Origin of the sequence: Vibrio sp. 2CM40D, assembly GCF_023161825.1 — a bacterium.
In the GTDB taxonomy this organism is placed as follows: domain Bacteria; phylum Pseudomonadota; class Gammaproteobacteria; order Enterobacterales; family Vibrionaceae; genus Vibrio; species Vibrio alginolyticus.
In genome coordinates this window covers 263780-278677 of the sequence record NZ_JALNTL010000005.1, presented here as the reverse complement: position 1 = coordinate 278677, position 14898 = coordinate 263780, and the positions used below count along the sequence as shown (strand labels likewise).

General features: G+C 45.3%; 14 protein-coding genes. 8 read left to right on the top strand and 6 right to left on the bottom strand.

The window, feature by feature from the left end; translation table 11 throughout:
• Nucleotides 1-5: 5 nt before the first annotated feature.
• Nucleotides 6-1364 (bottom strand): UDP-N-acetylmuramate:L-alanyl-gamma-D-glutamyl-meso-diaminopimelate ligase, encoded by a 1359-nt coding sequence (gene mpl / locus MTF70_RS13705; RefSeq protein ID WP_170893665.1) that lies wholly within the window; start codon nt 1362-1364, stop codon nt 6-8.
• A gap of 312 nt (nt 1365-1676) precedes the next feature.
• Between mpl and fbp the strand changes: the two genes are divergently transcribed.
• Nucleotides 1677-2693, top strand: a complete 1017-nt coding sequence (gene fbp / locus MTF70_RS13700; protein WP_005383114.1) for a class 1 fructose-bisphosphatase — start codon at nt 1677-1679, stop codon at nt 2691-2693.
• 127 nt (nt 2694-2820) lie between these two features.
• The gene (gene ppa, locus MTF70_RS13695; RefSeq protein ID WP_054574250.1) at nt 2821-3351 is read left to right on the top strand and encodes an inorganic diphosphatase; all 531 of its coding nucleotides are present in this window, start codon (nt 2821-2823) and stop codon (nt 3349-3351) included.
• A 73-nt stretch (nt 3352-3424) separates the two neighbouring features.
• Here ppa and MTF70_RS13690 read toward each other — a convergent pair whose 3' ends face one another.
• The 4 genes from MTF70_RS13690 to MTF70_RS13675 are packed head-to-tail and all read right to left on the bottom strand — an operon-like array spanning nt 3425 to nt 9702.
• Nucleotides 3425-3787 (bottom strand): DUF2799 domain-containing protein, encoded by a 363-nt coding sequence (locus MTF70_RS13690; protein ID WP_017633454.1) that lies wholly within the window; start codon nt 3785-3787, stop codon nt 3425-3427.
• A 49-nt stretch (nt 3788-3836) separates the two neighbouring features.
• The gene (locus MTF70_RS13685; protein ID WP_205461431.1) at nt 3837-4184 is read right to left on the bottom strand and encodes a gamma-glutamylcyclotransferase; all 348 of its coding nucleotides are present in this window, start codon (nt 4182-4184) and stop codon (nt 3837-3839) included.
• Between the two features lie 44 nt (nt 4185-4228).
• Entirely contained in the window at nt 4229-7993 is a 3765-nt protein-coding gene (locus tag MTF70_RS13680) for a translocation/assembly module TamB domain-containing protein (RefSeq protein WP_205461433.1), read from the bottom strand.
• Nucleotides 7990-9702: an autotransporter assembly complex family protein gene (locus MTF70_RS13675; RefSeq protein WP_005379622.1), complete on the bottom strand. Its 1713-nt coding sequence runs from the start codon at nt 9700-9702 to the stop codon at nt 7990-7992. Before MTF70_RS13675 ends, MTF70_RS13680 begins: the two co-directional genes overlap by 4 nt.
• A gap of 167 nt (nt 9703-9869) precedes the next feature.
• Between MTF70_RS13675 and msrA the strand changes: the two genes are divergently transcribed.
• The gene (gene msrA / locus MTF70_RS13670; RefSeq protein WP_005379620.1) at nt 9870-10508 is read left to right on the top strand and encodes a peptide-methionine (S)-S-oxide reductase MsrA; all 639 of its coding nucleotides are present in this window, start codon (nt 9870-9872) and stop codon (nt 10506-10508) included.
• 70 nt (nt 10509-10578) lie between these two features.
• Here msrA and MTF70_RS13665 read toward each other — a convergent pair whose 3' ends face one another.
• On the bottom strand, nt 10579-10779 hold the full coding sequence (locus tag MTF70_RS13665; protein WP_005379612.1) for a DUF1107 domain-containing protein: 201 nt from the start codon (nt 10777-10779) through the stop codon (nt 10579-10581).
• 215 nt (nt 10780-10994) lie between these two features.
• On the opposite strand from MTF70_RS13665, the gene MTF70_RS13660 reads away from it, so the two are divergent.
• From MTF70_RS13660 to MTF70_RS13640, 5 genes are all read left to right on the top strand, one after another.
• Entirely contained in the window at nt 10995-11546 is a 552-nt protein-coding gene (locus tag MTF70_RS13660) for a YtfJ family protein (RefSeq protein WP_005383122.1), read from the top strand.
• A 226-nt stretch (nt 11547-11772) separates the two neighbouring features.
• Nucleotides 11773-12072 (top strand): DUF2607 family protein, encoded by a 300-nt coding sequence (locus MTF70_RS13655; RefSeq protein ID WP_158173620.1) that lies wholly within the window; start codon nt 11773-11775, stop codon nt 12070-12072.
• A gap of 134 nt (nt 12073-12206) precedes the next feature.
• Nucleotides 12207-12860, top strand: coding sequence for a DUF2796 domain-containing protein (locus MTF70_RS13650; RefSeq protein WP_017820285.1), 654 nt, complete (start codon nt 12207-12209; stop codon nt 12858-12860).
• Nucleotides 12861-12912: 52 nt separating this feature from the next.
• On the top strand, nt 12913-13641 hold the full coding sequence (locus MTF70_RS13645) for an ABC transporter ATP-binding protein (RefSeq protein ID WP_017820286.1): 729 nt from the start codon (nt 12913-12915) through the stop codon (nt 13639-13641).
• Entirely contained in the window at nt 13638-14897 is a 1260-nt protein-coding gene (locus tag MTF70_RS13640) for an ABC transporter permease (protein WP_017820287.1), read from the top strand. The genes MTF70_RS13645 and MTF70_RS13640 overlap by 4 nt, the downstream gene beginning before the upstream one ends.
• Nucleotide 14898 lies beyond the last annotated feature (1 nt).

Here is a 14898-nt window from a genome sequence, read left to right as displayed (position 1 = left end):
ATCAATCAGGCTTTTTGTTTTAACTGCTCAAGAAGTTTTCCGTGAATACCACCAAAGCCACCGTTACTCATTACCAGAATTTGGTCTCCAGGCTGAGCACGTTCGACAATTTTAGCCACAAAGTTATCTATATCGGCATCGACAAACGCTGGCTGCTTGCATTGATCAGCAATGTCTTGCACAGACCACTCGATATTATCTGGCTGGAACAAGAAGACTTCATCTGCACTGTGTAGTGACTCTGCAAGTGTATTTTTGTGTACACCACGCTTCATGGTGGCAGAACGCGGCTCTAACACAGCAAGGATGCGTTTTTCACCTACCTTGTTACGCAAACCACCGACAGTAAGTTCAATTGCCGTTGGGTGATGCGCAAAATCATCGTAAACCGTCACACCTTGTTCTTCACCTTTCAGCTCTAAACGGCGCTTGGTATTGATGAAACGCCCTAATGCTTGGCAAGCAAGATCCGGAGTGACTCCAACATGTCGTGCAGCAGCGATTGCCATCAGCGCATTATCCACATTGTGGTCACCCACCAAATTCCATTCGACGGTACCAACCTTCTCGCCTTGCAACGCAACGTCAAATTTTGAGCCATCAAGCACTAATTTGTGCGCTTGCCAGTCACCATTCTCACCAGAGAACTGTTTTTCAGTCCAGCAGCCACGCTCTAATACATCCGCTAACGCCTGATCTTTTCTCGGCGCTAAGATCAATCCATTGCCCGGTACAGTTCGCACTAAATGATGGAATTGGCGCTTGATCGCTTCTAGATCATCGAAGATATCAGCATGATCAAACTCAAGATTGTTCATGATTAAAGTGCGAGGATGGTAATGCACAAACTTAGAACGCTTATCGAAAAAAGCACTGTCATATTCGTCCGCTTCAACGACAAAAAACATACTTTCACCCAAACGAGCAGACACTCCGAAGTTACCGAGTACCCCACCGACTAAGAAACCCGGTTGATAACCACAATCTTCAAGTATCCAAGCAAGCATGCTCGACGTGGTCGTTTTCCCATGTGTACCCGATACCGCCAATACCCAACGATCATGCAGCAAAAACTCGTTGAGCCACTGCGGGCCAGAGGTGTAACGCATGTTAGTGTTGAGCACATGCTCGACACAAGGGTTGCCACGGCTCATCGCATTACCAATCACCACAAGATCTGGTTGAGGGTCGAGTTGAGACGGGTCAAAGCCTTCAATAATTTCAATACCTTGAGACTCAAGCAGTGTGCTCATTGGCGGATAAACGTTGGCATCAGAACCAGTGACTTTATGTCCTAATTGGCGCGCTAGAATCGCTGCGCCGCCCATAAATGTGCCACAGATACCCAAGATATGAATGTGCATAAACTAAACCTTGTAATGCGTTTTTTAATGCTTTCATTATCGCGATTACCGCCTGAAAAGCGAGTGACTTTAGCCTTCTTCTTGCAGTCCCTTTCACAAATATGACAAGGTTGAACACAGACTGTACAACCTCTTGCTTACTGATGAATCCCTCAAACAAGTCTACAAATAAATTGAGATCTCAAACAGTTACTTCATTACCATTAAAAAGATCTGCGACTTAAACTTACATCCAGCGCAATCGTTTAACATCCATAAAGAGATGCTCACTTGCGCACTACCCCCAATGAAATGAAAATGTAAGGATTAACCATGTCAGGACTGCGCACCCTAGGCGAGTTCATTGTCGAAAAACAAGCGGATTTCCCCCACGCTAGCGGTGATCTATCATCCCTTTTAGCCTCCATTCGTTTAGCTGCAAAAATCGTTAACCGCGAAATCAACGCAGCGGGTCTCGGTGATATCACTGGTGCTGTAGGTACGGAAAATGTCCAAGGTGAAGATCAGCAAAAGCTCGATGTTTACGCGAACGATAAGTTCAAAGCCGCGCTCGAAGCTCGTGATCAAGTGTGTGGCGTTGCCAGTGAAGAAGAAGACGAAGCAGTTGCGTTCAATAAAGAACTCAACCAAAACGCCAAATATGTAGTACTGATGGACCCACTTGATGGCTCTTCTAACATCGATGTGAACGTCTCTGTTGGTACTATCTTCTCGATTTACCGTCGTGTTTCTCCAATCGGTACTCCACCAACTGAAGAAGACTTCCTACAACCTGGTCACAAACAAGTGGCTGCGGGCTACGTAATTTACGGCTCCTCCACCATGTTGGTATACACAACTGGTAACGGCGTAAACGGCTTTACTTACGACCCATCTATCGGCAGCTTCTGTCTTTCTCATGAAAACATGATGATTCCTGATGATGGTAAGATCTACTCCATCAACGAAGGTAATTACATTCGTTTCCCTCAAGGGGTGAAGAAGTACATCAAGTACTGCCAAGAAAACGTGCCAGAAGACGGTCGCCCATACACTTCTCGCTACATTGGCTCGCTGGTTGCTGATTTCCACCGCAACCTACTGAAAGGTGGTATCTACCTTTACCCAAGCACACAAAGCCACCCACAAGGCAAGCTACGCCTGCTTTACGAATGTAACCCTATGGCATTCCTCATTGAGCAAGCTGGGGGCATTGCATCGGACGGCGTGAATCGCATTATGGACATCAAGCCTACTGAGTTGCACCAGCGTGTACCTTTCTTTGTGGGTTCGAAGAACATGGTTCGCAAAGTTGAAGAGTTCCTTGAACTGCACCGCGACGAAGAATAATTTCAGACCTTTGTCCAACGCGGCAGGTGTTTACCTGCCGCGTTTTTGTCGCTAAAGTGAAACGCGAATTTATCATCAGATGAAGCCGCTTTTGTGTGACTCATCGTTAATGAAAAGGAATATTCTAATGAGCTTAAACCATGTACCAGCAGGCAAGTCGCTGCCTGAAGATATCTATGTCGTTATCGAAATTCCTGCAAATGCAGATCCAATCAAGTACGAAGTAGATAAAGACTCTGGTGCTGTATTTGTCGACCGTTTCATGTCTGCACCAATGTTCTACCCATGCAACTATGGCTACGTGAACAATACCCTGTCTCTTGATGGCGACCCAGTCGACGTATTGGTACCAACACCATACCCACTCATGCCAGGTTCAGTCATTCGCTGCCGTCCTGTTGGCGTTTTGAAGATGACAGATGAATCGGGTGAAGATGCAAAAGTGTTTGCGGTTCCCCACTCAAAAATCTCGAAAGAGTACGAGCACATCCAAGATGTGGGCGATATCCCAGAACTACTGAAAGCGCAGATCACGCAATTCTTTGAGCGTTACAAAGAGCTTGAAGCAGGCAAATGGGTGAAAGTGGATGGTTGGGCAGATGTTGCTGCCGCCAAAGCTGAAATCCTAGAATCTTACGAGCGAGCTCAGAAAAAATAAGTATCACTGCTGATACAAAATTAAAAAGAGCTGCTCTAGGGCAGCTCTTTTGCTTTCATCTTACCTGTGTCAACTAGATAGGTGCGCCTGCTGAAGACATTCGTCCAGCGTCGTAGTCATGTTGAAAGAAGGGGTCAACATCATCACAAATGCCAAAATACGGCCGCCCGATAACACCGAGCATATAAGCACTTTGCTCACAATACTCTTGTTTGCCTTGCTGGTAACCCGCTTGATAAGCCATTATCAGTTCTGGCGTCGCATGGTTAACATCATCCAGCTTCGCAATTCGCTCCTCAGATAACTCCCGTAATCCATCTAAAGCTGACTGCTTACCAAACACTTGCCAATCGGTCACATTATTCGAAGTCGGTAGTGTTGTTTGTGCGCATGCAGCAAGAAGCAACGCCATTACTCCAATTACGAATGCTTTCATCGCGACTCCTTAGTGTTTAGCTCGTTGCTATTGATAATGTCAGTATAGCTCACACCTTTTGACACCAATCTCCGGAAGCGATTTCTTCGGTTAATTGCTCAGTATCTTGATATAAGTAGATCCAAGCTTGGCCAAAAGGCGTAGCGATGCTCTCTCGGCGATATTCCACTGGCACATCTTCTAACCTATCTAGCTCAGATAAGGTTTCATCATCAATCAGATACACTTCACCTTGAATCGAGCGTTGCCCAACAGACAACGCTGGATAAGGGCCTAAGTCATACATTGCAAATTGAGCATCCGTTTCATGTAAACCAAGAAACTGCGCCGAGCGCAAATACTGATGGTTGTACTCTCCCTTGCGTAACGTGCCGTAGACAAAAATCAAATGCTGCATAACCACTCCTTAGTCATGACTGTGTATGCTTAGGTTAAAGCACTTTAATCGAACTCAAACTGATAGAGTAGGTCAACGGCGCTATCTACACCAGATACCGCTTCTAAATACAAGTCTTGCATCAATCGGTAACGCACAGTGAACTCACCTAGGGAGTTAAAGATGCCGACACCATATTTCACCTGCAAACCAGGCAGAATATAACCACTCACCGTCACTTGCGAATCATCGCCCGACCCAGCAGTGTCCAGCTGTAAATCCTGTACGCCAAAGGCTTCACCGATTTCACCAACCACACGCCCACTCTTCGCCAAGCTTAAACCAATTAAGGTAGTAGTCATTGCATTACCACCGGCTTCACCATCAATATCTTGACCACGAAGTAGATAAGAAAGTGCATTGGCTTGGTTCATCGCGGGCTCTGAGAAAATTTCTATACTCGGATCAGATGCTGGGCCCGACACTTGTACCCCTGCAATGACATCATCTTGGGTATTGTCTGGATTACGAATCGCTTTGATAGACAAGTAAGGTTGATCTGGTGGACCATTCATCAGAATCTTACCTTCTTTAATCAATAAGTCCTGACCAAACGAACGATAAGAACCATCGACAACATTCACTTCACCAACGATGAACGGACCTTTGTCTTTTTGTGTCACGTTTAGGCTCCCTTTCAACCCACCTTTTAAGCCAAAAGCGGCAAGTTGGAAGTCATCACCAATTTTAATGTTGATGTTCGTTTCCACATCAAACGGCATCGCAGCCACATCGTCCACTGGCTGCAAGTTTTTATCGAGAATAACGGTATCACTCGATACGCCTACTGCACTTGGTGGAAGCTCTTCGACGACAATTCTTCCCCATGGCAAATTAATATCACCCTCAATTTTCGCAAGCTGAGGGGTCACATCTATTGTCATGTCAGGCTCAACTTTGATTTTTACCATTGGAGGCACATCAACATTGAGCTCTTTAGCAAATACACGCGCTTTAGTGCGCCAGTTCTGTAAGTCCTGCCAGTCGGCATCACCGGTAACGTTCAACTCACCATCCGGGGTTAAAATTCCGGCATCCAAGTCCGCTTGATGGCCTTTAAAGTTGATGACGACCTGCCCTGAGTTTATATCTATCGGTGTGACTTCACCCTGTAGCTTCATTTGGTCAATCAAGAACTGACCGTTCACCTTCGGATGCATAACTTCACCTGATATCGCTAGGTCAGTATTCATGTTTGCTTTAAACAAGCTGTACTCACCAATCAACGGTGCCAAGAAGTCCAAGTGGAACGTAGAGAGTGAAACCTTACCATCAATAGTGGGCTTTTCAGACGAGACATTCAGTAAAGAAACCTTACCAGACAAGTCACCGTTATCTTTCACATCAAATAGCCACTCGGCATCAAGCTTGTCTTTCGCTAATGCTGCTTTAAAGTTGAAGCTTTCCCAACCGACTTTAATTGGCTGTTCAAGCGCTTGTTCAACTTGGCCTTTTGGCATATTGACACTTAAGGTTACTTCAGGCTTTTTCTCTGGTGCCCATTTAGCAAAAGCCTGTGCATTAACCGAGCCTTGCAGCTTGGTTTCTGGCGGCAGGAATTGTTTGATTTGGTCAAAATCAAAATCATTGATGGCTAACTTCGCCTGGCCACTCTTACCGACACTAATGTCTTCGGTTAGACATACGCTCGACTCCGCTTGCAACCAACAATGCGCTTGAACGTTCGCGATCTGTTTGTCGATATTGACCTTCACCGCGGTCGATTTTTGCAACGCCCACGGGCCTTGTTGCGAGCTCAGCGTCAAGCGGCGCAGCGCCCCATCCCAAATCATTTCTGGTTTCTGCTGGAATGTCCCTTCAATTTCTAAACTGGTCGACACTAGGTCAGACACTACATCGAGCGTCAGTTGATGCAGTTTTTCATCCCCAGAGACTTCAAGGTCAGCACTATCAACTTTTATGTCGTCATAGGTAATGTTGTTCGCAATTAGGCTTATGTTCGCTTTTGGTGCTGGCAGAGGCTTCACATCACCCTTTAAGGTGATCGTTTCTACGTTCGCCTGTTGCTGCCAGTTTATCTGATTTAAAGCGAGATCAAGATTGATGTCTGGTTCTTTCAAGCTACCACGTAGTGCGACTTTACCTTGCATTTTACCTGCAAGGTCCGGAACACTTTTCGCAAAATCAGGGAAGTTAACCTCAACATCCATCAGAATTTGCTTATCGATCTTACCCTTTGCACTCAGTTGGTTCGGGCCATGAGAAAGCGCTAAACCCTGAGTGGTAAGTTGGATGTCTTCGCCTTTGCCGTTCTTATCAGACGCTTCAAGTTGCCCTTCAACATTCAGCGGATAACCTCGCAAAATGCCGTCAATGTCTAACTTAGGCAAACTGACTTGCCAACCGCCTTGTTCTGTTAACGACCCCGAAGTCGAAAGATTACCGCTGATATCCCCTTCGGCTTCTTTCCATTGTAAACCTGGTTGAATGTTTTTCAGGTTTAAGTCAGCTTGCCAGTTGATTGGCGCGGCCCAATTGGCCATGACTTTCCCAGAGAGTTCGCCTCCCAGGGTTTTCACTACAAGGCTTTCGAGGTCAATTTGCTCTAACGTACCTTTGCCGTTTAGTGCGACATCAACGGCGGGAATATCTTTGCCCGAAGCTTTGGTTTCTAATGCGACTTCGTAGCCATCAAGTGAGCCTTTTGCCGCCAAGCTTGGTACAGAAACCTGGTAATCGCTTTGTCCAAATAGCGGCCATTGCGCCTGTACATTTTTAATCGCGACATCAAACGGCAACTGTGTTTTAAGCGGTTGAATATCACCTTTGATCTCCGCTTGTACAAGCTCAGAAAGCGTAGCATTTAGTGACAAATCACCAACCGAACCCGAGACCGAAAGCGACAGTTTTTGTCCCTTCGCATCCGCTTGCTTCACTAACGCGTCCAATTGCGCTTTGATAGGGTAATCAGAAGAAAGCGTCACTTGTGTGCTCAACTTGCCTTCCACTTCTGGCATGTCGAGCTCTAACGTTTTGACATCAACACGTTCACCGCCTGCTCTTGCAACCAAACCAAGATGATTGACGATCACTGGCGTTTCACCCGCCAGTTTGAAATTATGAATATCAAGACGACGCGCTTCCACCATCAGCGGAATCCATACTTCGGGTAACACAATATCTTGCGGCGTAACGTCAGTTTCTTTCGGCTCCTCGGCAGCCGCTTCAGGTTCAGCCTCACTTGGTGCTAAAGCCACATTAATGTCTTTCAACGCGGTAGGTGCGATCACCAAACGATCACCCTGCATCGACAAAGCGGTCGAGAATGTTTGCCAATCAATTTGATTGCCCAGCACATTGACATTGATGTCATTAAAGCTGACTTTATTAACAAAAATTGGCACTGGCGTACTGATAGAACGCAGTGGTGGTGTTTCCTCTTGCTCCTCGCTTGCTGGCGGTAGCTCTGGCATCTTAAAGTCAAGCCCCTGCAGTCTTAACTCATCGACACAGACCTTAGGGTCAAAGAAACAGCGGAAGTTCACTGCCAATGCTAAACGCTCGACTTTGGCGTCGATATTCAAAGACTCATCGACAAAACTGACGTTATGCAGTTCGAAGCGAGGAAACAATGAACCCTGCACTTTTTCAATCTGCAATTGTGGTAGTGCTTTTTCGGCTCCCCACAAGGCAAATTTGAGGCCTGGGTGGGTAAATAAAACTGTCGCGACAATAATGATGAGCAACAGCAATAGACCAATCAAACTGAGCGACAGCCATTTGGTCCACTTAAACATCATTTTGATCATAGCTCAGGCCCCAATGAGAAGTGGATACGAAACTCTCGTTCTGGTTTTGCATCCAACCCCCATGCAAAATCAAAACTAACAGGGCCCACCGGAGACGCCCAGCGGATACCAACACCAGCACCTGATTTCCAATCTGGTGTTTCATTAAACGCATCACCAATATCGTAAAACGTTGCAGCCCACCAGTTTCCATAAACACGATATTGGTATTCTAATGTACTGCTAACAATGTATTTACCCCCCGTCAGGGCGCCACTCTCATCCACAGGTGAAATAGATTCATAGCCGTAACCACGAATATTATTGTCACCACCAGCGAAGAAACGCAGCGACGGTGATAGTTTTTCAAGTTCATCGGTAATATTCGCACCACCTTCTAAGCGGAACAAACCACGATGATTCTCTCCAATACCACGAATCCAAGAAGTCGAGCCAATTAAGCGGAGCACTCTAGTTTCAGAAAGCATAGCGGTATCACCATACTCAATAGTGATGCTTTGCTTGTCTCCCCACATTGGCATATTGCCCCCTCGAACCCTAGTCCGAGAAAATGTCGCACCTGGAAGTACGAAGTTGAATTCATCATCTTGTAAACCTTGCGTAAAGCTCTCGTACAAATGACGAACATAAACGGTATTATGCCAACCACCGTCTGCTAACCAATGACGCTCCACTGCAAGGTTAGACTCGATACTCTGCGTGTCACGGTTGTCTAGGTTTTTAAGCCCATATTGAACTTGATAATAATCGTTAGCGACATCTTCTAAAGGAATTTTGTAAGAAGCAGTCACGGTTTGCTCTGGCTTAGATAGGGATAAAGCGGTGTTGAAACTGTGTCCTCGGGAGCTCACCCAAGGTTTCTTCCACTTCAACGTTCCTCGAACGCCGACATCCGTTGAGTAACCAATACCCGTCTCGATCTGATTCTTCGAAGCAGGAGATAAAGACACTTTAATTGGCAAGTCTCGGCCATCATCAAGCCTATCCAATTCAGGCTCAACAAAAACTGAGGAAAACCACTCCGTATTTGATAGCTTCTGGTTAAACTCGCCCAGCTTCGAAACGTTGTATGGGTCCCCTTCTTTAAAAGGTTGTAGTGATGCGACACGGTCTTCCCAGATGTGGTTGCCAATAAAAGAAACGTCGCCAAAATTGAAACGTATGCCACTGCTGTAGTGCAAACGGACATTAGCTTCGTTCAGATCAGGGATAACCTCTAATCGACTTAGCGTAAACTCACCATTGAAGTAACCACGCTGAAGCGCCAAGTTACGAATGCCTGACTTAAGGGTGTCGTATTGGCCTTGATTCAAAACTTGGCCAACTTTGAGCGGAGAGCGCTCAATAAGTTTTGCAAACTCTTCATCGTCCTTGGCCTCTCCAGTGATGACCACATCCATGACTTTCACTTTCACTGGCAAGCCCGGCTTGATGAGCACAATTAACTCATCATTCGCTTCAGGAATAGAGTATGAAATTTTTGCATGATAATACCCAAGCGCGTTAAGCGCTTCAGTGATACTTTGATCTAATCTCGCTTGAAAACGCAGAGAAGTGGAGTAATCCTTCTCTGGAATAGATGATAGATACGCACTGACATTCTCTTCTAAAGCGCCATCAATGCCTTTCAAAGTCAAAGAAACATCGGCATAGGCACCATGAGAAAAGGCAAACAGGCCAACAATGGTGGGGAGAGCTTTTTTTATCATGCTTTTATGGCTGAATGAGGTTAAGTAAACGTAAATAATGATAACGCCAATTAGATTCTAAGTCTGTAATATTAATAGGTTTAACGCGGTCTATGTCATCACAGCATCAGATACAGACGAAATGAAAAAGTTCGCAAATTTAAGACACGTATTGAAGGACAAATACCATGCTCAACAAACAAACATTGATCAGTATAGAAGATGCCTTGCCAGGTAGAGATCAACCAATGCAGATTGACGATCATCATTTTGTAAATAAATCTAACCTAAAGGCGCCTCTGGCGTCACACCAACAGCAGATTTTGCTCGGAATGGGCTGTTTTTGGGGCGCTGAGCGCGTATTTTGGCAACTCGACGGCGTTGTATCTACTTCGGTCGGTTACGCTGGGGGGTACACACCCAATCCCACCTATGAAGAGGTCTGTACAGGTAAAACGGGTCATACAGAAGTCGTACGAGTCGTTTTCGATGAACGCGTCATCTCATTAGAAAAGCTACTGGCTGTTTTTTGGGAAAAACACGACCCAACTCAGGGAATGCGTCAAGGTAACGACTTAGGTACTCAATATCGTTCAGCAATTTACACTTATTCGACGGAGCAGCTCGAGAGCGCAGAGAAATCGAAACTCTTGTATCAACAAGCACTGCAAGAAGAGCAACGCGCGAACATCACCACCGAAATACAACCAGCAGGTCCGTATTACTTTGCGGAAACCTACCACCAGCAATATTTGGCGAAAAACCCTGATGGTTACTGTGGCATCGGAGGAACGGGAGTTTGCTTCCCACCAAGCCTCCAAGGATAAACCTAACTAGCAACAAAAAGAGCGACCGATATGGTCGCTCTTTTCTAAATCTAAGTGGGTACCAAGCTAACTAAGCCGATAATGATGCTATCACTTGGTTGACTTCTTTAAAGATGGTGAGCCTTTTATGATCGTTGACGTCAGGTAGTAACACTTTGCCATTGTCGAACTGAAAACAGCCAACCCCAACAATAAAAAACTGACCTTTGAACAACGTTTTAACAAAACGGGCCACTTGTAATGGTCGATATACAGCAAACTCACGTAGCATAACTCACCTCAATTCCTTTGAGAAAACACGGATTGCTTATTTTTCCTCTGCAATCTTAATGCGCAATTTGCGACGGAACTCATTTTAGCAAATTCTAAATATAACGCAAGATTACACCACTCCATACGTTAAATAAATGTTATAAACGGTCCTACAAATTTCTAAGATCTGGATATATACTGGAAGCTTCCAAACCTCGTACGGAATATAACAATATGAAAACTAAGACTCTCCTACCTCTACTACTGGCCTTAACGCCAAGCTTGACCTTTGCACACAACTTGTCAGTAGGAAAAAGCGTTCCTCCTGTCAATGTTGCCGCTTACGGCGAGATTGTTTTACAAGGCGAAGGCGTTGCATACCAACCCTGGGCAACTCAACATATGCAAGGCAAAGTTCGTGTTATTCAAGCCATCGCAGGCCGTAGCAGTTCAAAAGAGATGAATGCCCCTTTAATGTCGGCAATAACAGCGGCAAATTTTCCACAAGAAAGCTACCAGACCACGACTATCATCAACCAAGATGATGCAATTTGGGGGACAGGCTCGTTCGTGAAGTCTTCAGCTCAAGACAGCAAAAAAGAGTTTCCTTGGTCATCCATGGTTCTTGATGAAAATGGCGTAGTTGCTAATACTTGGGACCTGAAAGAAGAAAGCTCGGCCATTATTGTTCAAGACAAAACGGGCAAAGTTCTGTTTGTCAAAGAGGGCGCACTTGAGCAAGATGAGATAACAAAAGTCATTGAGCTTATTAAACAGAACATCTAGCTTCATTGAATGGCTCCTTGTTCTTGTTGTAAGGAGCTATATGAATTTGATTAGAAGCATGGGCAGTGACAACTCTGCTCTTTATAAGTGCGACACTTCCACAGAGAGTATTACCAATATTTTTCGGCACGTATGTGTGGAGTTAAATTTTTCTGCTAGCCAACAAAAGAGTGAACTTTTATTCATTATGGGTGTTATATTATAACAGTCGGTAAGAGGAGCTCAGATGTACCACCACCAGCAAAAAACACTAAGATATTGGTATCGCACTGCTTTATTTTTCAGTGTTGCGTTGCTGATCGCTTGGAACTTTGCGGTTGTACTCCATCAAGTCGATCTGACGCCCGACCATCATACCCATCATCATTGCCAATTATTTTCTGGGGTTCAGCACGGTATAGCAAAGGTACAACCAACCCTCTCTACACCGACTTTTACGCGCGCCCAGCATCATCATGTTTTTTTGCATCTCGTGTACGGCGAAGAAATTCTTGGCGCTGCTCGTGCCCCTCCTTATTTTGCTTAATTTCCAAACTATTCCACACTCAAAATTATTGAGTTCATTTCCGCACCTAGTGTGTCAGGGAACAATAACTTAGTGAAACTCGAATCTGAGCAATACCGCCTTTGGTTAATGCCAGTAAAATTAGGAAAAATACAATGTCATCAAAACACGTTTTAGCCCTTGCTATTGGCCTCACTTTATCGACAGCAGCGAATGCAAACGAATACCGCCAGCATGGTGCTCATGTGCATGGTCACGTCGAGTTTAATATCGCCCAAGATGGCAAAGATCTGTTAGTAGAGATCACAGCTCCTGGAGCTGATGTTGTGGGTTTCGAACATGCTCCAGAAAACGCGCAACAAGAGCAAGCGCTTAAACAAGCCGTCGCTACACTCGAAGACAGCAACGCATTGTTCGCTATTAACTCACAAGCTGATTGTAATGTTGAAGAAGCTTACGTGAGCCACAACCTAAGCGAAACTCATGAGGAACATGATCATAGTGAGCACGACCATGATGACCATGCACATCACGATCATGAAGGGCACGAACACCATGATCATAATGAACATCATGATAAACATGACCACCATGACGATCATGATGAGGCGCACGATCATGGCGGTCACGGTGAATTTTCGGTGCAATATCGCTTCAGTTGCGAACAAGTTAATCAGCTTAGCCAAATCCAAACCGATTGGTTTAACCAGTTCCCAACTACAGAGTCCATCAGCGTCAATATATTCACTGATACCATGCAATCAGCAATTAAATTAAGCAAAGATAACACCCAAATCGTAATCAAATAACACGAGTGGCGTGTAAGTACCTACTTACACGCCAAAGCTTTGGTGATTTAATATGACTGAAACCACACCAAATGTTGTCGAGCTAGAGGATGCCCAATTTTTCTGGCCCGGTTCAATCAACGCAACCATCCACATCCCTAAATTACACATTACACAAGGCGAGCATGTGTTTATCAAAGGTCCAAGTGGCTGCGGTAAATCGACCTTGCTCGCTTTGTTGACGGGGATTAACACATTAACTTCAGGCTCTCTATCTGTACTCGATACTGACCTTGCTAGTTTAAGTGCCAGTCAGAGAGACCGCTTTCGCGCCAATCATATTGGCTACATCTTTCAACAGTTCAATTTATTGCCGTACCTTAACGTACTTGAAAACGTATTATTGCCATGTCAGTTCAGTAAAATACGACGTGACCGTGCCCATTTAGGTGCCTCATCTCAAACGTTAAATGAACAGGCTCAGGCCCTACTAGAACGACTGCACCTGCCAAACGAGCTTCATACACGCCCTGTCTCTGAATTGAGTATTGGTCAACAACAACGTGTGGCTGCGGCTCGAGCTCTGATAGGACATCCAGAGTTAGTGATCGCTGACGAACCAACCTCAGCTTTAGACTATGACAATCGTAAAGCATTTATTGAGCTCCTTATGGAGCAAGCGAATCAAGCCAATGCCACACTGGTATTCGTTAGCCACGACCCAACACTCGAACCCTTATTCGATCGCACGCTCAATCTACCCGACATTAATCAAGTATCTAGCCTAGGAGCCATATCATGAGTGCTGTTGTAAAGCTCGCCTGGAAAAGCTTGATGAACCGCAAAGCGACGGCAATTCTAACCATCATGACCGTTGCGATTTCAGTGGTACTCCTCTTGGGCGTCGAGCGTATCCGAACTCAAGCCAAGGATAGCTTCGCTAATACAATTTCAGGCACTGACCTCATTATTGGTGGACGCTCTGGGCAAGTGAACCTATTGCTCTATTCTGTGTTTCGTATTGGTAATGCGACCAACAACATCGATTGGAAAAGCTACCAAGAGTTTGCCAATCATCGTTCAGTCGATTGGGCTATTCCAATCTCGCTTGGCGACTCGCATAAAGGCTTCCGAGTTATGGGAACCAATCACAGTTACTTTGAGCATTACAAGTTTGGAAGTAAGCAACCACTAACATTTAGCAAGGGTAGAGAATTCCATGGTTTATTTGAAACCGTGCTAGGTTCTGATGTCGCTAAACAACTTGGTTATGATATCGGTAGCGAAATCATCATTGCCCACGGCATTAGCGACGTTGGCTTTAGCCGTCATGACAATCTGCCATTTAAAGTTGTCGGTATCCTTGCACCTACAGGAACACCAGTCGACAAAACTGTCCATGTATCATTGGAAGCCATCGAAGCCATTCACGTCGGATGGGAAAGTGGTGCGCGTTTGGGCCCGACACCCAAGGCACAAGATCTCAAAAACAGAGACTTTCAGCCCAAACAAATTACCGCTATGCTCGTTGGTTTGAAATCTCGTATTCAAACTTTCGCCCTGCAAAGACAAATTAACACCTACCCCAAAGAGCCGCTCAGCGCCATTATGCCCGGCGTTGCGTTGCATGAGTTATGGGGAATGATGTCGGTTGCAGAGCAAGCCCTAATGGCAGTATCTGGTTTTGTCGTGATCGCAGGGTTGTTAGGTATGTTAAGCAGTCTATTAACTAGCCTACAGGAACGCCGCCGTGAAATGGCGATTTTGCGTGCCATGGGAGCAAGGCCTCGTCATGTTTTCTCACTCTTAATTAGTGAAGCCAGCTTGCTTACTGCTGCTGGTATTATTACTGGCGTTACTGGGCTGTATGCCATTCTTGCTATCGCGCAGCCGATCATCCAACAGCACTATGGAATACATCTCACCTTAAGCATCTTATCTACTTATGAGTGGATGCTATTAGGTTTCGTACAATGCGCTGGTATTGTGATTGGTTTCATTCCCGCACTCCGCGCCTACCGACAGTCACTGAGTGACGGAATGACAATAAGGATTTAAT

What these genes read in the sequence shown, in the direction of transcription:
- mpl (WP_170893665.1), bottom strand. Translation starts at nt 1,364, where the DNA reads ATGCACATTCATATCTTGGGTATCTGTGGCACATTTATGGGCGGCGCA.
- fbp (WP_005383114.1), top strand. Translation starts at nt 1,677, where the DNA reads ATGTCAGGACTGCGCACCCTAGGCGAGTTCATTGTCGAAAAACAAGCG.
- MTF70_RS13650 (WP_017820285.1), top strand. Translation starts at nt 12,207, where the DNA reads ATGTCATCAAAACACGTTTTAGCCCTTGCTATTGGCCTCACTTTATCG.
- MTF70_RS13675 (WP_005379622.1), bottom strand. Translation starts at nt 9,702, where the DNA reads ATGATAAAAAAAGCTCTCCCCACCATTGTTGGCCTGTTTGCCTTTTCT.
- ppa (WP_054574250.1), top strand. Translation starts at nt 2,821, where the DNA reads ATGAGCTTAAACCATGTACCAGCAGGCAAGTCGCTGCCTGAAGATATC.
- MTF70_RS13640 (WP_017820287.1), top strand. Translation starts at nt 13,638, where the DNA reads ATGAGTGCTGTTGTAAAGCTCGCCTGGAAAAGCTTGATGAACCGCAAA.
- MTF70_RS13655 (WP_158173620.1), top strand. Translation starts at nt 11,773, where the DNA reads ATGTACCACCACCAGCAAAAAACACTAAGATATTGGTATCGCACTGCT.
- MTF70_RS13645 (WP_017820286.1), top strand. Translation starts at nt 12,913, where the DNA reads ATGACTGAAACCACACCAAATGTTGTCGAGCTAGAGGATGCCCAATTT.
- MTF70_RS13660 (WP_005383122.1), top strand. Translation starts at nt 10,995, where the DNA reads ATGAAAACTAAGACTCTCCTACCTCTACTACTGGCCTTAACGCCAAGC.
- MTF70_RS13685 (WP_205461431.1), bottom strand. Translation starts at nt 4,184, where the DNA reads ATGCAGCATTTGATTTTTGTCTACGGCACGTTACGCAAGGGAGAGTAC.
- MTF70_RS13690 (WP_017633454.1), bottom strand. Translation starts at nt 3,787, where the DNA reads ATGAAAGCATTCGTAATTGGAGTAATGGCGTTGCTTCTTGCTGCATGC.
- MTF70_RS13665 (WP_005379612.1), bottom strand. Translation starts at nt 10,779, where the DNA reads ATGCTACGTGAGTTTGCTGTATATCGACCATTACAAGTGGCCCGTTTT.
- msrA (WP_005379620.1), top strand. Translation starts at nt 9,870, where the DNA reads ATGCTCAACAAACAAACATTGATCAGTATAGAAGATGCCTTGCCAGGT.
- MTF70_RS13680 (WP_205461433.1), bottom strand. Translation starts at nt 7,993, where the DNA reads ATGATCAAAATGATGTTTAAGTGGACCAAATGGCTGTCGCTCAGTTTG.